Origin of the sequence: Nonlabens sp. Asnod2-A12, from assembly GCF_045063745.1 — a bacterium.
GTDB lineage: Bacteria > Bacteroidota > Bacteroidia > Flavobacteriales > Flavobacteriaceae > Nonlabens > Nonlabens xylanidelens.
Window position 1 is genome coordinate 1912924 of the sequence record NZ_JBEFOB010000003.1, and the last position, 22064, is coordinate 1934987.

Consider the following 22064-nt stretch of genomic DNA (forward strand, 5'->3'; position numbering starts at 1 on the left):
TACGATTGAAAATAATTAAATAAAAATCAACAACACCTCACATACTGTAATTTTCTCTTAGACGTTTATATGGTTAATAAGGCCATAAAATCTTATTTTCGCCAGAGTTAACCATCATTATGAAATTGAACTACGCACAATTAAATAAAATCATAGGCTGGACAGTCTTTGCAGCAGCACTTTTTATATTCTGGAGCACTGTAGAACCTACGGTAAGTTACTGGGATGCTGGAGAGTATATCGCCACATCTTCAAAACTTGAAGTAGGCCACCCACCAGGAGCACCGCTCTACCAGATGATGGGTGCCGCTTTTTCTGTATTTGCTCTAGACGCAACAGACATAGCATACACGGTTAATTTACTAGCAGTTTTCTCTAGTGCATTCACTATTTTATTTATGTTCTGGTCGCTTACTTTACTTTTAAAGAGACATATATTAAAAGATCATGCAAACGACCTAATGATTTTAGGAGCAGCAGCCATAGGTTCATTAACCTTTGCGGTTTCTGACAGTTTCTGGTTTAACGCTGTAGAAGCAGAAGTTTATGCACCAGCAACATTACTCATGAGTCTTATGTTTTACATAGGCTTGTTATGGGAACGTGACATGCTATTACCACGCGGCAACCGCTGGTTAATACTGATTTCTTTTATAGTAGGACTATCATTTGGTATTCACTTTATGGGTATCCTTACTATACCTGCTATAGGATTGTTATGGTATTTTAAACACTATAAAAAAATAACCGTTCTCAACTTTATTGTTGCTAACATAGCAGTAGTAGCTGTATTACTATTCGTTTTCAAACTATTATTACCTTATACATTAAGCATATTTGGATACTTAGAAGTATTCTTTGTTAACGACATAGGTTTACCGTTCAACTCTGGTACCATTATCGTTCTCTTACTTATAATTGGATTATTTGCTTTTTTAATCTCGCTTTCGCGAAAGCGTAACCTACCTCTATTAAACACGATTACTTTATGCATCATGTTTGTATTAGTAGGTTTTTCTTCTTGGACCATGCTACCTATAAGAGCAAATGCTGGTACACCTATTAATGAAAACGCTCCGGAAGACGCTCGTTCTTTGTTAGCTTATTATAACCGTGAACAATACCCATCACCTGGACTTTTCTTTGGTGAATCATTTACAGACATGTACGCAGGATATAACGAAGACGATCCTACTACTGAGGAAAATGAAGCTTTTAAAGACGAAAAACCTAAATATGAAAAAGACTATAAATTAGGTAAGTACGTTATAGTTAATAATTACAAGGACGCGATACCTAATACTAATGACAGTCATAAAGGATTTTTTCCACGTATGACAGACCCATCTAGAGCATCTAATTACATAGAGTTTATGGGCGGCCTAGACTACACTATAAAGGAAGGCTTTGAAAACAATCAAGAACTACTTTCTGTTCTAGACGATTATGAACGTAGGTTGCAACGCGGGACAATTGATACCGAAGAATATATAGACGTATTAATGTCTTTAAGGGAAGCTGTAGAAATAGACAAACCTAGTTTTGCTAACAACATGAAATACATGGCAAACTATCAGATAAGCTATATGTACATGCGTTATTTCATGTGGAACTTTGTCGGTAAACAAAATGACGTACAAGGAGAATGGGATTCTTATGATGGTAACTGGTTAAGCGGTATTAGCTTTATAGATGAGGCACACCTAGGTACACAAGATGAATTAAGTGATGACATGCTTAATAACAAAGGACGCAATACTTACTTTTTCTTACCATTGATTTTAGGGATATTAGGTGCTGTTTTCCATGCGCGCAAAGATTTAAAATCCTTTTATGTCACTCTAGTGCTCTTCCTTTTTACAGGGCTAGCCATACTTGTGTACCTTAATCAATCTATGTTTCAAGTACGAGAGCGTGACTACGCTTATGTAGGATCCTTTCTGGTATTCAGCATGTGGGTAGGAATGGGAGTTTATGCCATTTATGAAATGCTGCGAGATCTCATGAAGTCTAGGATTGCACAAATAATATCTTTGACAGCATGTTTTGCAGCTGCACCATTACTTATGGGATATCAAAACTGGGACGACCATGACAGGTCAGATAAATACACCGCTCTAGCAAGTGCTAAGAAATATCTAGACAGTTGTTTACCTAATGCTTTGATCTTTACGATAGGAGACAACGATACATTCCCATTATGGTATGCACAAGAGGTAGAAGGTTATCGTACAGACGTGCGTGTCGTATGTACTTCTCTATTAGGTACCGACTGGTACATGGATGATATGAAAAAGAAAGCATGGGATAGCGAGCCTGTACCTAGCACTTTAACTCATAGCAAATATAAATACGGTACTCGAGATGCTCTGTATTATTCAGATAAAGAACGTATTCAACAACGCATGCAGGATTTAAATCAAGATCCAAATTATGTTTTTCCTGATACGATGCAATTAGATCAATGGATGCAATGGGTAGCTAGCGATAACAAAGTCACTCAAGAACAAATGAGAAACGAGCACTTTGAGCACACATTCCCAACAAAGTTTATCTCTATTCCTGTAAATAAAGAAGCTGTTCTTAAAAACGGTGTTGTACCTCAAAAAGATGCTGATAAAATCGTAGATGAAATAGTCATCAACATAAAAAGCAATGCAGTTTATAAAAACAGAATGTTTATGCTAGACATTATCAATGCAAATAACTGGGAACGTCCTATTTATTTCTCTGGTGGCGCTTTTAGTGACGAAGATTATATCTGGATGAAGGACTACCTGCAACTAGATGGTTGCGCCTACAGATTACTACCTATTAAAACTACACCAGAAGATCCACGCGATCCATTTGACATGGGTAGAGTAGATCCTGATTATGCATATCAAGTAATCAAGAAATGGGACTGGGGTAACGGTGGTTCTTCAGACATATATCATGATGTAGAGACTAGACGTAATAGTGTAGGTTACAGAAGCAACATTACTCGTGCTGCAGAGGCATTGATGAAAGACGGACAACTAACTAAGGCTGAAGAAGTTTTAGACTTAGGAATGAAGCATATGCCTTTAGAATATTACGGCAATTACTCGATGCTAGAACCTTTCATATCCGGATATTATGAACTTAACAAGCAAGAAAAGGCAAGGGATTTATTAAATAAAGTCATTGCAAAATACCAAGATGAATTGGATCATTACAACCAATTGAGTCTAGAGGAACAAGACAATAATTATCTAAGAATTGCAACAGCGATTTCTAGATATAATTCTATTGCCGAGGTTCCAGTATTTTATGAAGATCAAGAAATGATCGATAAACATGTAGATACTTATAATGGGTACTTTGAGCCGTTTATAAGATTTATGAATGACGCTTATTACATCAGAATAAAAGGAGAAAGCCCAGAAGAATCATTCCCAGACTCTGCTGAAGCGATGGAATTAAGAGAACTTCTAGATAACTCTGTAGATAACGTTACTACTTCTCAACAAGAGACTGTAGTAGATACATTAGAACAAGATTAAATTATACCCAGATCACATATCAGACAAGTTCTCTAACTTGTTTAAAAATTATTATTGGCACGGTAACCGTGGAGAAAAAACAGTCTATCTAACTTTTGATGACGGTCCTACTCCACTGGTTACCGACTATGTCATAAACCTTTTATCTCAATACGGATTTAAAGCAACTTTCTTCTGTATAGGAGATAAAGTAAATCGTTATCCAGAAACTTATAGGCTTCTAAAAAACCAAAATCATCAAATAGGCAACCATACTTACCACCATCTCAATGCCTGGACCACTAAAAAAAATAGGTATCTCGATAATATTGACGAGTGCAGCAAAGTGGCAGAGACAAAACTATTTAGACCACCATACGGTCGTATAACTAGTGCCGTCACCCAAAGGTTGATTAAAAAAGGATATAAAATTGTTCTTTGGGATGTCTTATCAGGCGACTTTGATCAAAGTAGAACATCAGAATCTTGCCTTAAAAACTTAAAGAAAAATACGCGCAACGGCAGTATCATCGTCTTTCACGATAGCGATAAATCTTTTGAAAAATTAAAAGTAATATTACCAGAATACCTGGCATTTCTAAAAGAAAAAGGATGGAATAGTAAGTCTATTTCACAACCCAAATCTATTTAACGCAGTTGTTTTAATTGATGTATCAAGGTATTATCATCTTGCACACCACTTTGCCTCCATTTCATCTCACCACCTTGATAGATAATAAAGGTAGGAACACCTTTTATCCTAAGCGCTTCAGAGAGCTCTTGATTTTTCTCTACATCTATTTTAATAACCTTGGCCTTATCACCTAGAGCTGCAGCTACATTACGTAACACTGCATTCATAGCAACGGTATCTTCATTCCAGTTAGTAAAAAAGTTAAACAATACTGGAACATTTGCACTAATAAGCTCGCCGAACTTTGACATAATCACAAATTATACTACCAAATGTACATAAAATCGTCAAAACAAAACATAAACTATTCTTAACAAGACAGTAACAGCCATAAAAAAATTTGAGAAATCTATGATTTTAACCCTTTTTCAAAGTGATCACAGTGATTTCTGGCCATATTCCCGCACGTCCAGAGTAACCTAAGAAACCAAAACCTCTATTCACATTCAAGAATTGACCTGCTTCTTTATAAATTCCAGCCCATTTTTTATAAACAAACCATGCTGGACTCAATTTAATAAAACCAGGGATTTCTATACCGAACTGCATACCATGTGTATGACCACTCAAAGTTAAGTGGTATTTCTTATCGTCGTCTTTAACTTGTAAATCCCAATGCGTAGGATCATGACTTAAAAGAACTTTAAACTCTTCCTTACTTAATCCTTGAGATGCTTTTTCTAAATCTCCATACTTAGGAAAACGGCCGCCACCCCAATTTTGCACACCTACTAGAGAAATAGAGTCCGTACCACGAGTGATTTTCTCATTTTCATCGAGCATTAATCTCCACCCCATATCTTTCTGGATATTATAGAGGTGCTGCATATTTTCTTCTTTAGCCTCGTCAGTATCCCATTGCACATAATCTCCATAATCATGGTTTCCTAAAACAGAGTACACTCCATCCTTTGCTTTTAAAGAACCGAATATACTTTCCCAACCATGCATTTCTTTAGCTTCGTTATTAACTAGGTCACCAGTAAATAAGATCAAATCACTTTGTTGTTCATTTGCTAGATCAATAGCATACTTCACTTCTTCCTTATCATCAAAACTACCTACATGAATATCACTTAACTGTGTGATTTTATACCCATCAAACGCGTCTGGTAAATCGTCAAAGGTTAATTCGTATTCTCTTACTTGATAATCATATTTACCACGCCATGCACCGTATAAAATAGCACCGAATGGTAATGCGGCAACAGCAAGACCTACTTTAGCCAGAAAAGCCCTTCTACTAGGTAAAAAAGATTGATCTGATTCTCGCTTTCGCGAAAGCGTGCTTATCAAACCCTCTATACTTCTATAAATATCCTCACCGAACATAAATAAGACAAACACTAATTTCAAAGTGAAAAATGCTAATGTAATAGTGATAGCCACATCTCTAGAAGCAGATATCTGACTGCGATCTGGATTTAAATAAAACTGTAAAAACACATTGAGAATAACTAAAACAGAAACTGCTAGGTACACCCATTTCCACCAGTGACCTCTAGATAAGGTGCGTATTAACTGAAAGGAATAAAACTCAAGAACGATAAAAACCGCGAGAACAATAAGTAGTCTAATCATAATGCTAAATTACTGTCTTTTGGGTTTTAAAATGTTCAAATATCGTTAAAGACTGAAAATGAAAATCATTCAAAATAATTTACCAGCAAAAACCTCTGTGTTTTTACTTAAAAAGTAAAATTTATACCGTAGACATACTTTAATTTTACACTCTCAATACCTCATTCTATTATTTTGACAAAAAACGATCCATACGCAGCATTAAGAATTAAGGAGTTCAACACGTTTTTGTTAATGCGATTTCTCCTAGTATTCGGTTGGTCAATGCAATTTATAGTTATCGAGTGGCAGGTATACTCTTTAACTAAAGATCCATGGTCGCTAGCATTAATAGGTTTGATGGAATTTGTACCGGCGTTCTCTATGGCATTATTTGCAGGTCATATAGTAGATCAAAAAGAAAAACGCAATCTACTAGCATTATGCATTGCCGCTTTTTCACTCATCAGTTTAGGATTATTTCTTCTTACGTGGCCAGAAATAGTAAGCGACTGGTCTACCAGCACTATTCTTTATAGTATTTATGCCTTGGTATTTTTTGGCGGTTTTTTAAGATCGTTTTTCGGTCCTATTCTATTTTCTTTGATTGCTCTTATCGTACCTAAAAAAGTCTATCCTAACGCAGCTACTTGGAGCAGTTCTGCCTGGCAAATAGCATCTGTAGTAGGACTTGCTTTTTCCGGTTTTGCGATTAACTGGTTCGGTGTACACTGGTCGTTATGCATTGTTTTCAGTCTAGTCGTGTTATCATTTTTTACCGTTTTCCTTATTTCTAAAAAGCCCATCTTAAATACCAAAGTCAACGAGCCTATTTTACAAAGTTTAAAAGAAGGTTTAAGTTTTGTATTTAATACCAAAGCTATTCTAGGCGCACTAACACTAGATATGATCTCTGTTCTATTCGGTGGTGCGGTGATTTTACTACCTATTTTTGCACAAGATATTTTATGTGTAGGTAGTGAGGGTTTTGGCATTTTAAGAGCCGCGCCGTCTGTAGGTGCCATATTAACCATGATTGCTACAGCATATATTCCCATTAGTAAAAATGCTGGTATGAAATTGCTTACAGCCATTTTTGGATTTGGAGTTTGTATTATCATTTTCGGTTTATCCACTTCTTTTTGGGTTTCTGTAATCGCCTTATTCTTCAGCGGTGTGACAGACGGCGTTTCTATGGTTATAAGACAGACTATACTCCAACTCAAAACCCCAGATCATATGCGTGGTCGTGTGGCATCAGTGAACTCCATGTTTATCGGTTCTTCAAATGAGCTGGGTTCTTTTGAAAGTGGTGTTACTGCAAAATTAATGGGAACAGTAACTGCCGTGGTATTCGGTGGTACGATGACATTAATTACTGTAATCACTACAGCAGTGGTCTCTCCTACTTTTAGAAATTTAGATCTGAGAGAAGATTTTAAGGATAGTAGTATCGATGAGCCATCATTATAGAAAATAATTGTTCTGATCTCGCTTTCGCGAAAGCGGAACACCTATCCATCCATTCTTACAGAAATAGCTTTTTACACAGGTCATCCTTGTGTATAAAAAGTCATAATTGCCTTATAGATTTCTTATTTTCCTAGGTTCGTTTTTTATCTTTAGCGTCCATAAAATTTCACGATGACTAACGACGGTACAAACGATAAAAGATTATTTCTCCTAGATGCTTACGCCTTGATATTTAGAGGTTATTATGCACTTATTAAGAACCCTAGAATCAATAGTGCCGGTATGGATACCAGTGCCATTATGGGGTTTACAAATTCGCTTTTTGATGTAATTAGACGTGAGAAACCAGAATATCTAGCCGTTGCATTTGATAAAGGTGGTAGTGCAGACCGTGTGGAGATGTACGAAGATTACAAAGCAAACCGTGATGAAACGCCCGAAGCTATCAAAATAGCGGTTCCTTATATAATGCGTATTCTTAAAGCAATGCACATTCCTATAGAGGTAGTAGAAGGAATTGAGGCAGATGACCTGATAGGAACCCTAGCAAAACAAGCTGAAAAGGAAGGTTTTACTACTTACATGGTAACACCAGATAAAGATTATGCACAACTAGTGTCTGAAAACATTTTTATGTACAAACCTGCCCGTATGGGTAATGGAATTGAGATATGGGGAATTCCTGAGGTACAAAAGAAATTTGAAGTAGAGCGACCTGAACAAGTAATCGATTACCTAGGAATGATGGGTGATGCGAGTGATAACATCCCAGGATTACCTGGTGTAGGTGATAAAACAGCAAAGAAATTTATCGCTGCGTACGGTTCTATGGAAGGTTTACTAGAAAATACCGACCAGCTTAAGGGTAAAATGAAAGAAAAAGTAATCGCTAATGCAGAGTTAGGTCTTCTTTCTAAAAAACTTGCCACCATAAGACTGGACTGCCCGGTAACCTTTGATGCCAAAAAATACGAACTGGACGACCCTAACGTAGAAGAGGTTCACGACATTTTTGACGAGTTAGAATTTCGTCGTGCAAAGGAAACGCTAGCAAAAATATTTTCTAAAGACTTACCAGAGACTAAAACTAAAAGCACTAAGACTGACGATGCTGGCGCTGGACAGTTCTCTTTATTTGACGCTCCAGGTTCTGGCACCACTACAGAAGCACAATCTACAGGACGCAATAGTCTTGCTAGCAGTGATCACTTATACCAGTTAGTAGAAGAAGGAATGGGAACTAAATTGTTCTTACAGTCTTTAATGAAACAATCTAGCGTTTGTTTTGACACAGAGACCACAGGTCTAGACGCTCTTGCTGCCGAGTTAGTAGGAATTGCTTTTTCTTGGGAACAAGGAAAAGGATTCTATTTACCTATTCCAGAAGATCGTGATGCTGCACAAGCTATAGTAGATGAATTAAAACCATTTTTTGAAAGTGAAAACATCGAAAAAATAGGTCAGAATTTAAAATACGATATCAAAGTATTAGACAAATATGGAGTCGATGTAAAAGGACCTATGTTCGACACCATGCTGGCTCATTATCTTATTAATCCAGATATGCGTCACAATATGGACGTGCTGGCAGAAACTTATTTGAACTACACACCGCAATCTATAGTAGAACTGATAGGTAAGAAAGGGAAGAACCAACTTTCTATGCGTGATGTAGATCTAGAAAAACAAAAAGAATATGCGGTAGAAGATGCCGATATAACATTACAATTAAAAGAACATTTTACCCCAGAATTGGCTAGCGCAGGAACTGATAAACTTTTTAACGATATAGAAATGCCTTTACTAGATGTACTGGCTGCTATGGAAATAGAAGGTATTAATCTAGACGAAGAATTTTTGAATTCTCTATCTGGTGATCTAGAAACTGATATTGCACAACTAGAAAAAGATATTTATGAAGTTGCTGGAGAAGAATTCAATATAGGTTCTCCTAAACAGTTAGGAATTATTCTATTTGAAAAATTAAACCTGGTTGAAAAACCTAAAAAGACTAAAACTGGTCAATACTCTACTGCAGAAGATGTACTGAGTTACCTCGCAAAGGATCACGCGATTATTCAAAATGTTCTTGATTATAGAGGTTTAAGCAAATTAAAATCTACTTATGTAGATGCATTACCGCTGCAAGTAAATGCTCATACAAAACGCATACACACTAATTATATGCAAACGGTAGCTGCGACGGGAAGATTAAGTTCTACAGATCCTAACCTACAGAATATACCTATACGTACAGAGCGTGGTCGTCAGGTGCGTAAAGCATTTGTACCTAGAGATGAAAACTACACACTACTCGCTGCCGATTATTCTCAAATAGAATTAAGAATTATTGCTGCGTTAAGTGAAGAAGAAAACATGATCGCTGCATTCCAAAGCGGTGAAGATATTCACGCCTCTACAGCTGCCAAAGTTTTTAATGTAGCACTAGAAGATGTGACTAGAGAACAACGTAGCAATGCAAAAACGGTGAATTTTGGGATTATATACGGTGTAAGTGCCTTTGGTTTAAGTAATCAAACCGATCTTACTCGTGCAGAAGCAAAAGAATTGATCGACACCTATTATGCTACTTATCCTAAACTTAAAACTTACATCCAGGACCAAGTGGATTTTGCTCGTGAGAATGGTTATGTAGAAACGATTTTAGGAAGACGTCGTTATTTAAATAATATCAATAGCTCTAACGGTATCGTACGTGGCGCAGCAGAACGTAATGCAGTAAACGCACCGATACAAGGTAGCGCAGCAGACATTATTAAAATTGCCATGATCAACATACACAAGAAGTTTGAAGATATGAATTGCAAGTCTAAAATGTTATTGCAAGTTCATGATGAATTGGTTTTTGACATTCATAACGACGAGTTAGAAGATATGAAAAAGCTTATTCAAAACGAGATGCAAAACGCTTATCAAATGAGTGTACCGCTAGATGTGGAAGTAGGTATAGGACAGAATTGGTTAGAGGCGCATTAAACTATAAACATAAAAAAAAGACCTGCTACCGCAGGTCTTTTTTTATATTTAGAAGTTGTTCGTTTACAATACTTACTAATTATCTATATGCTTTGTAAATAACCACTATTTGATTTGTTCTCACTCCAGTAGAAGTTTCTCCTAAGTAATTATCTACATTAAGAGTAAAACCAGAGGCATCAAAAGATTGTAATGATGCAGATATTAATCCGCCTTCTGCATCTGTAGCAGTGCCTGCCGTTCCATCATCATGAATAGGCTGACCATTATTATTTACAAAAAACGCTGCTATACAGTGGCTACTAGAAGAGTATGTACCTATGTTATTTATACTAGAGCCATTTGCACCACTAGATATCACTTGTTGATCAATACCAGTACCTACCGTTTGAGCATATCCCATGGTCTGCCCACCAGCCATTCTTATATCATTAGAATTATTATCACCTGATCTATAAGTCTCATCATAATTTTGAACTCTATTTACGGCAAGAAACTCAATAGACTCTGGTTTAAATGGTACGTCTGTAATATTCAGTGTTCCTTTGGCGCTTATAATAAGTTTACCAAAAAACACTTGAGGAGTAGTACCTCTAGCTACCTCATACCACACACCGTCTTCATGAAAATAATATCCAGCAGGTGCTAAACCTGCATCTCCAGTATTCCATATCATGGTTCCATTTACCAACGCACCTCCATCTGGATTAACAACAGTCATTACGTCTGTTGCAGAGAGTAAACCTATCCTAGGCAACAACACACCAGTGTCCGATGAATTTATGTCTAACGCCGCTTCAGGTGAGGCGATACCTATACCTACTTGTGCAGTAGTCATGGTAACAGTTAATAAAAAAGTCAGGGCTGCAATTAATTTTGTAAACTTCATAATACAGGGTTATGACTGCAAAATAAATAAGTATAGAGATAAAATGAATTTATCAAAGATGTAAGAATTTTCTATCGACGAAATACATGATTATTAGGATTAAACAAGATAATAATCGATAAACTACATAGTTATTTATCGATTAACGACATAAAATGATGTTTACTCATTAGAAAACTTAAATATTTAAGATCCTATCTAGTAGTAAACACCTAGTAAAACAAGCTATATGATTGAGAATTAAGTTGGATCATTATCTCGCTTTCGCGAAAGCGAGAACATCAACGTTATCTTATCTTTTCAAAGCAAAATAACCTTTAACCAATGGCTTATTGGGTATTTGTAAAGTAAACCAGTAAGTGCTAGAAGGTAACGGTGTATTTAAATAAGTACCGTCCCATCCTGGACCTAGCGGTGCCATTTGATGTAGCAACTTGCCATAACGGTCATAAATAAAAATCACAGCTTCTGGCGAGGTAGTGATACCGTCTAATGTCCAATAATCATGAAAACCATCATTATTAGGTGTAAAGAAACGTTGATAATCTAATACCACAAATTCTTGAGTTAGCGTACCACAACCATTTTTATCGCGTATTCTAACTGTATGAAACCCTTTGTAGAGACCAGAAAAGAAATTAGAGTCTTGAAAAGCGCCATTATCTACAGAAAATTCATAATCTCCAGGGCCTGAAACGATAAATTGTGCTGTATTATCTCCGTTTCTAAAATCTTGTGTAATGATATCATCTATCACAGCTATATCAGACGGTAAAGCAGTTATGGTTAATGAATTTTGACAACCAAAATTATTAGTCACTGTAACTGTATAATCTCCAGGTTGATCTATCTCGATACTATTTAAAGTAGCACCCATCTCTCCGGTACTCCACTCATAAAGATCAAAGCCTGTCTCCACACTTATTCTCGTTGAATTAACAGCATCTACACAAACAATAATATCATCTTGGGCTGCAAGTACTGGTCTAGGATTAATGGTTATATCAAATTCTACGTCTGCAAAGCACAAGGTTCTCGTTTCTGTAACTCGTCCATAAATACGTTGCGGATTTTGAGTTGTGGTATACGTATTACCTAATGCGCTTTGCTCCTGAGTACGGTCAGCAGGTGTCGCATAAAATCGTACCTGATGTAAAGCTGGGTCTAGACCATTTAAAATATCAGTATTTTGACTACTTAAGGTGACATTTAAAAAACCATCAAAATCGTCATCACACAATACAAGATCGTTAGGCGTAGCGATCAATGGTGGATTTGCAACAAAAAGTGAAGTGTTTAAAATGTATTCACACGCTAGTCCTGTTGGGTCTATTACTTTAATAAAGTAAAATTCTTCGGTAGTAGTGGCAGTAAATGTAGAGCCTTGTGGATTGGCATCACTACTAGCGTCTGCAGTAGTAAGATGGTAAGAAATGTTTAAGTTGGCATTATTAGGAACTAGTGTATCAATTACCGTATTGTAATCAAAAACTTCAGTTGCATTATCAGAACATATAATAAAAGGATCTACATCTGTCGCCACGTTAGTATCGTCTACCTCTACAGTAAACTGTGTAAAATCGGTACAGTTAGAATCATTTCTTATAACACGCACAAATATCTCCTGCGGATTTGAAACATTAGTATAAGGAAAAGTAAGTGCATTAATACCTATGTTAGCATCATTAAGAGATTCATGATAGGTCACTGTTGTATTAGCTTGTCCGAGAAGAACATCTGCATCGAGTGGTGTGAAATCAAATTCTCTAAAACCATCTTGTACTCCTAGATTATCACAAACATCTAGATCTGCAACAACGTTTGCCGTAGGTGATGGTGGTAATGTAGCACTACCGCTAGTAGATAGTGAAAAACCACCATTACCTACTGCTAGACCTATAACTATATAATATACATCTCCTGCAGTAACTGTTATTTCTTGTAAAAAACCGTTACCATTAGGCCCAGGACCTTCAGTTAAATCCACCTCTGTGTCATTAAGACCTGTATCACCTGTAACGCCAGCATCAGATGGATTAGTACTAGAGCAACGTATGGCAGGCCCTAGATTATCACAATTTATTACCGGTCCGAAAACCGCAAAATCATAATCGGCCTGAGGAGTGTCTGGTGTTAATGCAAAACTAAAAGTTCCTGTAGTCTCTATTTCTACCCTAAACCAGGCTTGATCTGTCTGAAAATTGAAACAACTCGGCACTGGATTACCGAATTGTGCAAACTCGTTTCTACCTATACCTGAGGGAATTATTCCTAGATCTGTATCACCACAAAGTAAAATAGCGTCTATACAGTCATTAGGATTTTGAGAAAAACCGAATTGTGAAAATAAAATTAGGCAAAGTACAAGGAACTTTTTCATAAATGTGATCATAGCACTACAAATCTAAGACTTCCAACAACTTAATCAAGTCCTCTTCTGTATTAAAATATGAGAAACTTATTCTAAGCCCATCGCCTCGCAAGGAGGTAATAATGTTATGGTCTAGTAACTTTTCATATAGTTCTTGATCTCCTTTTATATTAAAAATAGAAGAATGATCTTTTCTACCACAAACGACGGTAGAAAGTAATCCTCTTTCTTGAAAAGCTAGTTTTGCCTTAAGCGCCAGTTCCTTTATAGGTTCACTAATTGTTTTCCACCCCAATTCATGTGCTTTAATAATAGCTTGTTGCAGCGTCCCAAAAGCCATCATATCTTGGTGACCAGGTTCAAAAGTGCTTATAAAATTTACGTTAGACTTTATGCCACTATTTGCATTACCATCTAATTTCTCAATAGGAAAAATAGATTCTTGTACCTCTTCTTTCACGCATATAAAACCATTCCCATCTCCAGCATGCAACCATTTATAACAGGACGCGAGGATGATGTCTATTCCGCTTTCGCGAAAGCGGAATTCTTCAAAACCTACATACTGAGTAAAATCTGCAATGATAGTTGTTTTAGGAAATCGTTTTTTTAGATCGTTCAAGAAATCTAAGTCCATCTTAATACCAGATATGTATTGAACCATAGAAAAACAGAAGAAATCTGGCTGCTCCTTCTCACAAACTGCCATAATATTTTGCTCCATTTGCTCATCAATAACCACATAATGTGTTTTAAACCCTCGAGCCTCTACTGGATTATTAACTGATGGATAGTCGTCTTTTAAAAGTAAAAAACTACTTGCAGAGTCAAAACCATTAATTAAAGTATTAAAAGCGGTAGAAAAATTAGGAATCACTGCCGTAAAATCAGGATCGGCGTCCAGGAAATTTGCTACCGTATTTCTTACTTCTTCTATAAACACATGGCGATTATTAGCAAAAAGAGAAGCCTGGTCTCGCATTTTTAAATCTAGAGAAGCGCGATAGTCCACTATATCTTGAGACAGTAAGCCATGGTTTGCCGTATTGAGATAAGTATATTCTTTAAGAATAGGAAATTGATCGATCATTTTATACAATTGCTAAGAACGTCTATGTGGATAATAGCGTAAATTTGAGTATAAAAATAACTAGAATGTTCGGTAGAAAGAAAAAAGATATACCTGGAATTGATTTAGAGCAAAAAGAAATGATTGAGAATGCGCAAAAACGCATTAAGCAAAAGCGTGGTCTCTTTACACATTTTATTGTTTTTCTAGTAGGTGCGGTAGGACTAATTATAATTAGTCAAGTGCTTATGAAAGTAGAACCTATACGCATTCTAGATATAGAATGGTGGATATGGGTGATTTTTGCATGGTTGCTATTACTTTGTTACCACGCTTTTAATGTGTTTATTACTAAAAGGCTGCTAGGTCCTGAATGGGAAAAGAGACAATATGCAAAACTGGTACAGAAACAAAAAGAACGCATCACACAATTAGAAAAGAAAGTACAAAAGGAATACGTAGCTCCTAAAACCACGTTATCTATAGATAATCCAAATGCTAATCGTAAAATTACTATGATCGCTGCTGCAGGAATGAATAATGAGTTGGGTAAAGATGGCGATCTCGTATGGCATTTACCAGATGATTTTAAAAGATTTAAATCACTTACCACAGGACATCACATCATTATGGGACGTAAAACTTTTGAAAGTTTTCCTAAACCGTTACCTAACCGCACCCATGTAATACTAACTAGAGATAAAAATTACAGGGCAGATGGCGGTATAGTAGTTCATGATATGGAAACAGCTCTTGCAACTACGACTGGTGATAACAACCCTTTTATTATAGGTGGTGGTGAGATTTATAAATTAGCCATGTCTATGTCTAATGAGATAGAGCTAACGAGGGTTCACGGCACATTTGACGTAGACACGTATTTCCCAGAAATAGATACTACAAAATGGGAGATAAAAACATCACTACACCATCCTGCAGATGAGAAGCATGCTTATAGTTTTGATTATGAAACTTGGGTGAGGAAGTAGATTCTAGCAGTATACTCTATACAAAAACCGAAACCTTTTCCCTTACCCTAAAGGGTAGGTTTCTATTACAGAATTACATTAGTTTCTGCACCCTTTAGGGCTGGGGAACGGAAACTAGACAACAAAACATTATTTTTGCCTTTTCAATAAACAAACATAAAATGAAAGCATACGTTTTTCCAGGTCAAGGAGCTCAATTCACAGGAATGGGTAAAGACTTATACGATACTTATCCAGCAGCAAAAGAACTATTCTTAAAAGCAGATGAAATTCTAGGTTTTGAGATTTCAAAAATCATGTTTGAAGGAACTGCTGAAGAATTAAAAGAAACTAAAGTTACCCAACCGGCTATATTCATACACTCTGTAATTCTTGCAAAAATGATGGGTGCTGATTTTGCTCCAGATATGGTAGCAGGACACTCACTAGGTGAATTAAGTGCGCTTACCGCAGCAGGTGCATTAACCTTTGAAGATGGATTAAAAATAGTTTCAAAACGCGCTCTTGCCATGCAAGCAGCCTGTGAGCACCAGGCTAGTACTATGGCAGCTATTATAGGTATGGCAGACGAAGACGTGGAGAAGGTTTGTAAAGATGTAGAAGGTGTTGTAGTAGCAGCAAATTATAACTGTCCTGGACAGTTAGTGATTTCAGGAGCTATTCCTGCAGTAGAAAAAGCTTGCGAAATCTTAAAAGAAAAAGGAGCAAAAAGAGCTTTAATTTTACCAGTAGGTGGTGCTTTTCACTCTCCATTAATGGAACCAGCGAGAGAAGAACTTGCTAAAGCAATAGAAAGCACAGAATTCAATAAACCTATGTGTCCTATTTATCAAAATGTATCCACATTTGCCGTAGAAAACACAGATGACATTAAAACCAATCTTATCTACCAGCTTACTGCACCTGTAAAATGGACACAGTCTATTCAAGAGATGATTAAAGACGGCGCTACAGAATTTATAGAAGTAGGTCCAGGAAAAGCATTACAAGGCTTGATTAAGAAAATAGATCGCTCTACCACAGTGAGTCAAGGTAGTGTTGCCGAGTAAGAATTAGATCAGAGAGAATAAAATTTAGCTCGTTCTCAGAGTAAAAAACCTCCCATGGAAAACGCAGTTTTTCATGGGAGGTTTTTTTATTTCAAATAATATTTAAAATTACTCGTATCCTAGTGGAGGATCTGTAATCATTGCTTGTCTTTGAAAATCATCACCTACTCTTTTGTATAAATAAACAGTAATGAAAGATGACATATGCCTAGTTTTAATTATAGCGTAATTATCTAAAAACAAGATGGCATTTATAGTATAAATTAAATTTGTTTTGTCATTCTTCTTAACGAGATTACAATCTGATGGATCGCAAAAAACAACATTTTTAACGATAACCTTATTTTGATCAAAACGATCACTTTTAAAGTCTGTATTAGTAGATTTCCAATTTTTGGCCTCAAGAATACTTGCAGGTAAAGAAATTGCTATTTCATTATTTGCAGTATTTAATAATCTCGATAACAACTCATCTTCAATATTTTTGCTAGATTGATTTAAATCATGATAAATATTAATCGGTATTAAAGTGTTTTGACTGTGGTTATTTTTTGATTTAAAAATCGCATTGATCAATCGATAAACCTCACTATCGTAAGAGGCTGATGTTTGTGTTTGTGTTTCACAGTTAAATACAAACAGCAAAAAAGTAAAAAGAATCGTTTTCATTTAACAATCATTTGGTATTATTCCCAATAATGGAAATTGTTGATTTGGTGAAAAAATTTGAGATTCAACGGCATTTCTAGTATTTGAATCATTTTGAAAATTAAAGTCAAGATCTTGAAAGGCTGTACTAGCTTTCATCCCACCAGACCAAGCCATTCTAGTATATTCAATACTACTCACACTAGGGTCATTATGCCATTGTTCTAAAGAGTTTGCTATCAGTTCTATTTAATCAGATTATTTCACTCAACTGCACTAGGCGGATCAAAAACTGTGCACTTACCAGAATATATTCCATTTTCTTTCACATATAGCCTTGCTGAAAATAGAACGTTTTTATAGTTCATTATAATAATAGCTTTATCGTGATTAAAAAATATCGCTGAGACTTCTGTGACAAATCGATCTTCATTATCTAGCTCACTGTTTTTTGAAATAAATTGTAATCTAGAATTAGTAACAAATTTTTGATCAAAATCTTGATTAAAAGACTCGAAGTCATTCTGCCATAATTCTAAATTCTCTTTTTGTTCTATTGAAAAAGTATTTGAGACACAATTTGCACTACTCAATAAATACTTAAATACTTTTGAGTTTAGATATTTTTCAGATTGTATTAAAGTGTTGTGTTTATATATAAAAGCATTTTTTGTTTTAATCGGGCTTTTCTTGTTGTATTTAGTGGCATCGTTTAGTAACTGATATACCTTTTGTTCATAGTTTAATTGTTCTGTTTTTTCAAGAGATGATTGAGTTTTATAAACAGAATTTTCTGTTTTACATGAGAGTATAAAAAGAAAAAAAAGTATTGTAAATATTTTCATTATGGGCACGATTTAGTTCCAATAGGTATTTGTCCAGTTACATCTGTTCCAGACTCTACACTATCACGAAATTCAGTTGCTAATTGTTCGTTATCGTCTATTTGATCAAAAGCCTCGCTTACTCTCATCGCACCAGACCAAGCCATTCTAGTATATTCAATATCGCTTACACTAGGATCATTGTGCCATTGTTTCAAAGAGTTTGCCATAAGTGATTCACATCAATTTATTTATAAATATTATTAAAATCACTCATATCCTAAAGGAGGATTTGTTATCGTCGTGATTCTATTATATTTTTTATGTTCTAACTTAAACAAAGAGATTGAATTAAATCCAGGCTGTATTTCGATACTTAAAATGGCATAATGATCATAAAACAAAACGGCATTTATATTCTTCAAGTATATTTTGTTATTTGGCATATTGTCATTTTTACAAAAAATCAAATTTGGAATTGAAATTTTGTTTTGATCAAAAGTTGAAATTAAAAAATCAGTGTTAGTTTGTTTCCATTTTTTATCATCCAAAATATCCTTCGGTAAATAAATATTATTTTTACTATTTGCATTCACCAACAGTTTTTTCAAAATTTCGTCATCTAAGTTTTTTGTTGATTCTTTTAGATTGTGGTTAATATTTATGTAAGCGTTATTACTGCTAGAATTTTCTGATTTACGCTCAAAAACCTCATTCAGTAACTTATAAACTTTATTTTCATAATCAGTGGCTTTTTGTGCTTGACATGAATTAATAATTAAATAAATAAATAGAAATAAATGTTTCATGTTAACAGTTTGTTGGTATTATTCCTAAAAGTGGGACCTCTAATGAAGGTGGTAACTCCCTAGACTCAACAGCGTCTCTACTTATTATTAAATTTTGTTCTGTGAAGTCTAGCGCTTCATAAGCATCACTATCCCTCATCCCACCAGACCAAGCCATTCTAGTATACTCAATGCTTGCTACATTAGGATCATTGTGCCATTGTTCCAAAGAGTTTGCCATTGCATCTACAAATGCATTTGCCATTAAAACGTGTTGAGGATCACCTGGAGCATTACCAATATATATTTGTCCAAAAAGTTCATCAATAGCTCTTCCCATATCTCCACCAGGTTGATTTACTAGTTGATATTTAATATAAGCATGAACCAATTCATGAATTACAGTTCTTGCTAACGCTAAATCTGTAGCATTATTCACATAATTTTGATCAAAGGTTATCACTGACATTCTACCACCTAAATTTGTTGGACCACTTTCAGTATGAGCGTTTGGTACTCGTCCTGTCCTGTATGGGTCAAGATCCCCAACAGAGAACCTAAGACCATAATTACCATCATTATCAAATAACTCTAGGACATCTCCAGCTAGATTTAATTCCGTATAAAGTCCGGTTGTTAATCCAGTTACATCAACACTTATACCGTTTCCATCTGGTTTAAACTTATCAATTATGACTTTTAAGCAATCTGGAATATCAGAATCTTCAATAGATTTAAACTGATAATCAATCTCAGCATTTGGGTCTTCCCATTTTGCTTTAATAACTTGTTCTGCAAAACTCTGTGCGGCTGTGGAATAATTTTCCTGTTCTAAGTATAATTCTAATTCTTGCTTTAAGTCTAATTGAGCATCACTTTGTATAAAGGTGTTTAAATACGTAGTTATAGAATTATAAAAAGATTCAATTTCTGACAACTCGTCCTCTACTGGATCAATGGGTATATATATTCTCCCACCTCCACCACCACCACCAGAAATAGCACCGCCACCATTATCACATGGACTGGAGCCTCTTACAAAAGTCCAACTTGTAACACAATTGTAACCTGCTCTATCAGACCCTTTAGCCTTACATTCAGAATCTCCGTTTTCATGAGTTCCATCTCCGGTACTTCCTCCACAACTCCATGTATAACAATCTAAAGCAGGAAGAAGTGTTAACGTCATACCACATTTTACAAAGCTAGGTATTAAATCGTCCCCAAAAACTTGAGTCATAGATACATTACTCTTGTCGTAATCATCTGTTCCTAATCTAGGGTATTCTGCAATTATTTGAATAAAAGTAGAATCATTTACGACCGATAAGATATAATTCTTTAATACAGATGTAGAATCAGATTCTTGAGGTAGAATTTTAAAAGTATAGTGGGTTATAGAATCTACTTGAATCATTTTAATAAGAGTCGTATCTAGTTTAATGTTATTCACACTTGATTTAGTAATACTGCGACTAGTAATATTACTAATTTTATCTCTTAGATTTTTCTGGCTTAGTAATTCATTAATACTTACAGGACGACCTGATATTTTAGGATCTAATTCACCATGTTGAACATCTACTATTTCGTCCTTCTCGCAAGAAGAGATAGAGATAAGAACAATGACTGTAAAGAATAAGTAATACAGGTAAGATTTCCTGAACATAGATAATGGTTTTGTACCTATCATAAAATAGGCTGGTTAGTAATTGATTATAATATTCAGGGGATTATAAACTTACAACCAGATCAAAATAAATGAATAGACAGATGGTTTATTAACTTTTATTTAACATTTAAACACAACAAATAAAACCATAACTTACAAAAATACAACACATTGCTATTCATATCAAAAAAAATACCCAATCGACAAATCGATTGAGTATTTTATATTTATGTTAGATAATTAGAAAAATTCTACAATTCTAACGCCTTCTTCACATCATTATCCATTAAGATCTCGATAGGGTTTTCTAGCGCTTCTTTAATAGCTACTAAGAAACCTACAGACTCTTTACCATCGATGATACGGTGGTCATAAGAAACAGCTAGATACATCATAGGACGTGCAACGATGTTACCATCTACTACTACTGGACGCTCTATAATATTGTGCATTCCTAAAATTGCACTCTGTGGTGGGTTGATAATAGGTGTACTCATCATACTACCGAAAACACCTCCGTTAGTAATTGTAAACGTACCACCAGTCATCTCATCAATAGTAATGTTTCCATCTCTTGCTCTTAATGCAAGTCTTTTTACTTCTTGTTCTACACCTCTAAAAGAAAGGTTTTCTGCATTTCTAATTACAGGAACCATTAATCCTTTAGGACCAGAAACCGCAATAGAAATATCTGCAAAGTCGTAAGAAATCATTTCTTTCCCATCGATCATAGAATTAACCGCTGGATACATTTCTAGTGCTCTAGTTACCGCTTTAGTAAAGAAAGACATAAAACCTAATCCTACACCGTGTTTAGACTTAAACGCTTCCTTATGATCTTTACGTAAATCAAAAATAGGTTTCATGTCAACTTCATTAAAAGTAGTCAACATCGCAGTTTCATTCTTAACACTTACTAGACGCTCTGCCACTTTTCTACGTAACATAGAAAGCTTAGAACGTGACTCTCCACGAGATCCATTACCTGGTGTACCCATAGAAGGTTTTGCATTTACTGCATCGTTCTTAGTAATACGACCATCACGACCGCTACCAGAAACAGACTTAGCATCTACACCTTTTTCATCAAGAATTTTCTTAGCCGCAGGACTTGCAGTACCGCTAGCATATGTTTCTTTAGCTTGAGTAGGTTGTGGAGCTTTAGAAGATGCGGTCTTGCTGTTATCAGCATTATCCTTTTGCATCTCTTTGGCTACATCTCCATTATTTCCTCCTTCATCTCCACCTCCCATAGAAGACGGTGCGTTATCCACATCTTTAGAACCACCATTAGGGTTTGTTGCTTCTGTATCAATATGACACACAACAGCACCTACGGCAACAGCATCACCTTCTTCAGCCTTTAGGGTAATAATACCACTCGCTTCAGCTGGTAATTCTAGGGTAGCTTTATCGCTATCTACCTCTGCTATGGCTTGGTCTTTTTCAACCCAGTCACCATCGGCAACTAACCATTCTGCTATTTCTACTTCTGTAATCGACTCGCCTGGTGAAGGCACTTTCATTTCTAGAGCCAT

At 35.6% G+C, this 22064-nt stretch carries 17 protein-coding genes; 6 read left to right on the forward strand and 11 right to left on the reverse strand.

The features are described 5' to 3' along the window. The first annotated feature begins 119 nt into the window (after window positions 1-119). The gene (locus tag ACJJVJ_RS08755; RefSeq protein ID WP_405369907.1) at window positions 120-3524 is read left to right on the forward strand and encodes a DUF2723 domain-containing protein; all 3405 of its coding nucleotides are present in this window, start codon (window positions 120-122) and stop codon (window positions 3522-3524) included. A 37-nt stretch (window positions 3525-3561) separates the two neighbouring features. After that, on the forward strand, window positions 3562-4155 hold the full coding sequence (locus ACJJVJ_RS08760; protein WP_405369908.1) for a polysaccharide deacetylase family protein: 594 nt from the start codon (window positions 3562-3564) through the stop codon (window positions 4153-4155). Here ACJJVJ_RS08760 and ACJJVJ_RS08765 read toward each other — a convergent pair. After that, the gene (locus ACJJVJ_RS08765; RefSeq protein ID WP_104514471.1) at window positions 4152-4448 is read right to left on the reverse strand and encodes a co-chaperone YbbN; all 297 of its coding nucleotides are present in this window, start codon (window positions 4446-4448) and stop codon (window positions 4152-4154) included. The genes ACJJVJ_RS08760 and ACJJVJ_RS08765 overlap by 4 nt on opposite strands. Before the next feature lie 106 nt (window positions 4449-4554). Continuing rightward, window positions 4555-5778, reverse strand: coding sequence for a metallophosphoesterase (locus ACJJVJ_RS08770; protein WP_405369909.1), 1224 nt, complete (start codon window positions 5776-5778; stop codon window positions 4555-4557). A gap of 174 nt (window positions 5779-5952) precedes the next feature. Here ACJJVJ_RS08770 and ACJJVJ_RS08775 point away from each other — a divergent pair, with 174 nt between their 5' ends. Continuing rightward, window positions 5953-7230, forward strand: coding sequence for an MFS transporter (locus ACJJVJ_RS08775; RefSeq protein ID WP_405369910.1), 1278 nt, complete (start codon window positions 5953-5955; stop codon window positions 7228-7230). A 171-nt stretch (window positions 7231-7401) separates the two neighbouring features. Further along, window positions 7402-10227, forward strand: a complete 2826-nt coding sequence (gene polA, locus ACJJVJ_RS08780) for a DNA polymerase I (protein WP_405369911.1) — start codon at window positions 7402-7404, stop codon at window positions 10225-10227. A 79-nt stretch (window positions 10228-10306) separates the two neighbouring features. Here polA and ACJJVJ_RS08785 read toward each other — a convergent pair whose 3' ends face one another. The 3 genes from ACJJVJ_RS08785 to ACJJVJ_RS08795 all read right to left on the reverse strand — a co-directional run bounded on the left by ACJJVJ_RS08785 (window position 10307) and on the right by ACJJVJ_RS08795 (window position 14577). Next, a complete protein-coding gene (locus ACJJVJ_RS08785; RefSeq protein WP_405369912.1) occupies window positions 10307-11116 on the reverse strand; it encodes a hypothetical protein in 810 nt (269 codons plus the stop codon). A 292-nt stretch (window positions 11117-11408) separates the two neighbouring features. Then, entirely contained in the window at window positions 11409-13496 is a 2088-nt protein-coding gene (locus ACJJVJ_RS08790; RefSeq protein WP_405369913.1) for a T9SS type B sorting domain-containing protein, read from the reverse strand. A 16-nt stretch (window positions 13497-13512) separates the two neighbouring features. Continuing rightward, window positions 13513-14577 carry an aminotransferase class V-fold PLP-dependent enzyme gene (locus ACJJVJ_RS08795; RefSeq protein WP_405369914.1) on the reverse strand — a complete coding sequence of 355 codons (1065 nt, stop codon included), beginning with the start codon at window positions 14575-14577 and terminating at the stop codon, window positions 13513-13515. 44 nt (window positions 14578-14621) lie between these two features. Here ACJJVJ_RS08795 and ACJJVJ_RS08800 point away from each other — a divergent pair, with 44 nt between their 5' ends. Both ACJJVJ_RS08800 and fabD read left to right on the forward strand, forming a co-directional pair. Then, the gene (locus ACJJVJ_RS08800; RefSeq protein ID WP_405369915.1) at window positions 14622-15545 is read left to right on the forward strand and encodes a dihydrofolate reductase; all 924 of its coding nucleotides are present in this window, start codon (window positions 14622-14624) and stop codon (window positions 15543-15545) included. A 161-nt stretch (window positions 15546-15706) separates the two neighbouring features. Then, complete coding sequence (gene fabD, locus ACJJVJ_RS08805) at window positions 15707-16594, forward strand: ACP S-malonyltransferase (protein WP_405369916.1); 888 nt, start codon at window positions 15707-15709, stop codon at window positions 16592-16594. 108 nt (window positions 16595-16702) lie between these two features. On the opposite strand, the gene ACJJVJ_RS08810 is transcribed toward fabD, so the two are convergent. From ACJJVJ_RS08810 to odhB, 6 genes are all read right to left on the reverse strand, one after another. Then, window positions 16703-17263, reverse strand: a complete 561-nt coding sequence (locus ACJJVJ_RS08810) for a hypothetical protein (RefSeq protein ID WP_405369917.1) — start codon at window positions 17261-17263, stop codon at window positions 16703-16705. Window positions 17264-17505: 242 nt separating this feature from the next. Continuing rightward, window positions 17506-18087, reverse strand: a complete 582-nt coding sequence (locus ACJJVJ_RS08815) for a hypothetical protein (protein WP_405369918.1) — start codon at window positions 18085-18087, stop codon at window positions 17506-17508. Beyond that, on the reverse strand, window positions 18087-18296 hold the full coding sequence (locus tag ACJJVJ_RS08820; protein WP_405369919.1) for a hypothetical protein: 210 nt from the start codon (window positions 18294-18296) through the stop codon (window positions 18087-18089). The genes ACJJVJ_RS08815 and ACJJVJ_RS08820 overlap by 1 nt, the downstream gene beginning before the upstream one ends. Before the next feature lie 39 nt (window positions 18297-18335). Next, window positions 18336-18875 carry a hypothetical protein gene (locus tag ACJJVJ_RS08825; RefSeq protein ID WP_405369920.1) on the reverse strand — a complete coding sequence of 180 codons (540 nt, stop codon included), beginning with the start codon at window positions 18873-18875 and terminating at the stop codon, window positions 18336-18338. Between the two features lies 1 nt (window position 18876). Then, window positions 18877-20523, reverse strand: coding sequence for a hypothetical protein (locus ACJJVJ_RS08830; protein ID WP_405369921.1), 1647 nt, complete (start codon window positions 20521-20523; stop codon window positions 18877-18879). Window positions 20524-20777: 254 nt separating this feature from the next. Continuing rightward, window positions 20778-22064 (reverse strand): 2-oxoglutarate dehydrogenase complex dihydrolipoyllysine-residue succinyltransferase, encoded by a 1287-nt coding sequence (gene odhB / locus ACJJVJ_RS08835; RefSeq protein WP_405369922.1) that lies wholly within the window; start codon window positions 22062-22064, stop codon window positions 20778-20780.

Bases quoted from the DNA above. Each gene is read 5' to 3' on its own strand.
- ACJJVJ_RS08755 (WP_405369907.1), top strand. From the start codon at position 120: ATGAAATTGAACTACGCACAATTAAATAAAATCATAGGCTGGACAGTC.
- ACJJVJ_RS08765 (WP_104514471.1), bottom strand. From the start codon at position 4,448: ATGTCAAAGTTCGGCGAGCTTATTAGTGCAAATGTTCCAGTATTGTTT.
- ACJJVJ_RS08770 (WP_405369909.1), bottom strand. From the start codon at position 5,778: ATGATTAGACTACTTATTGTTCTCGCGGTTTTTATCGTTCTTGAGTTT.
- polA (WP_405369911.1), top strand. From the start codon at position 7,402: ATGACTAACGACGGTACAAACGATAAAAGATTATTTCTCCTAGATGCT.
- ACJJVJ_RS08785 (WP_405369912.1), bottom strand. From the start codon at position 11,116: ATGAAGTTTACAAAATTAATTGCAGCCCTGACTTTTTTATTAACTGTT.
- ACJJVJ_RS08790 (WP_405369913.1), bottom strand. From the start codon at position 13,496: ATGAAAAAGTTCCTTGTACTTTGCCTAATTTTATTTTCACAATTCGGT.
- ACJJVJ_RS08795 (WP_405369914.1), bottom strand. From the start codon at position 14,577: ATGATCGATCAATTTCCTATTCTTAAAGAATATACTTATCTCAATACG.
- fabD (WP_405369916.1), top strand. From the start codon at position 15,707: ATGAAAGCATACGTTTTTCCAGGTCAAGGAGCTCAATTCACAGGAATG.
- ACJJVJ_RS08810 (WP_405369917.1), bottom strand. From the start codon at position 17,263: ATGAAAACGATTCTTTTTACTTTTTTGCTGTTTGTATTTAACTGTGAA.
- ACJJVJ_RS08815 (WP_405369918.1), bottom strand. From the start codon at position 18,087: ATGAAAATATTTACAATACTTTTTTTTCTTTTTATACTCTCATGTAAA.
- ACJJVJ_RS08820 (WP_405369919.1), bottom strand. From the start codon at position 18,296: ATGGCAAACTCTTTGAAACAATGGCACAATGATCCTAGTGTAAGCGAT.
- ACJJVJ_RS08825 (WP_405369920.1), bottom strand. From the start codon at position 18,875: ATGAAACATTTATTTCTATTTATTTATTTAATTATTAATTCATGTCAA.
- ACJJVJ_RS08830 (WP_405369921.1), bottom strand. From the start codon at position 20,523: ATGTTCAGGAAATCTTACCTGTATTACTTATTCTTTACAGTCATTGTT.
- odhB (WP_405369922.1), bottom strand. From the start codon at position 22,064: ATGGCTCTAGAAATGAAAGTGCCTTCACCAGGCGAGTCGATTACAGAA.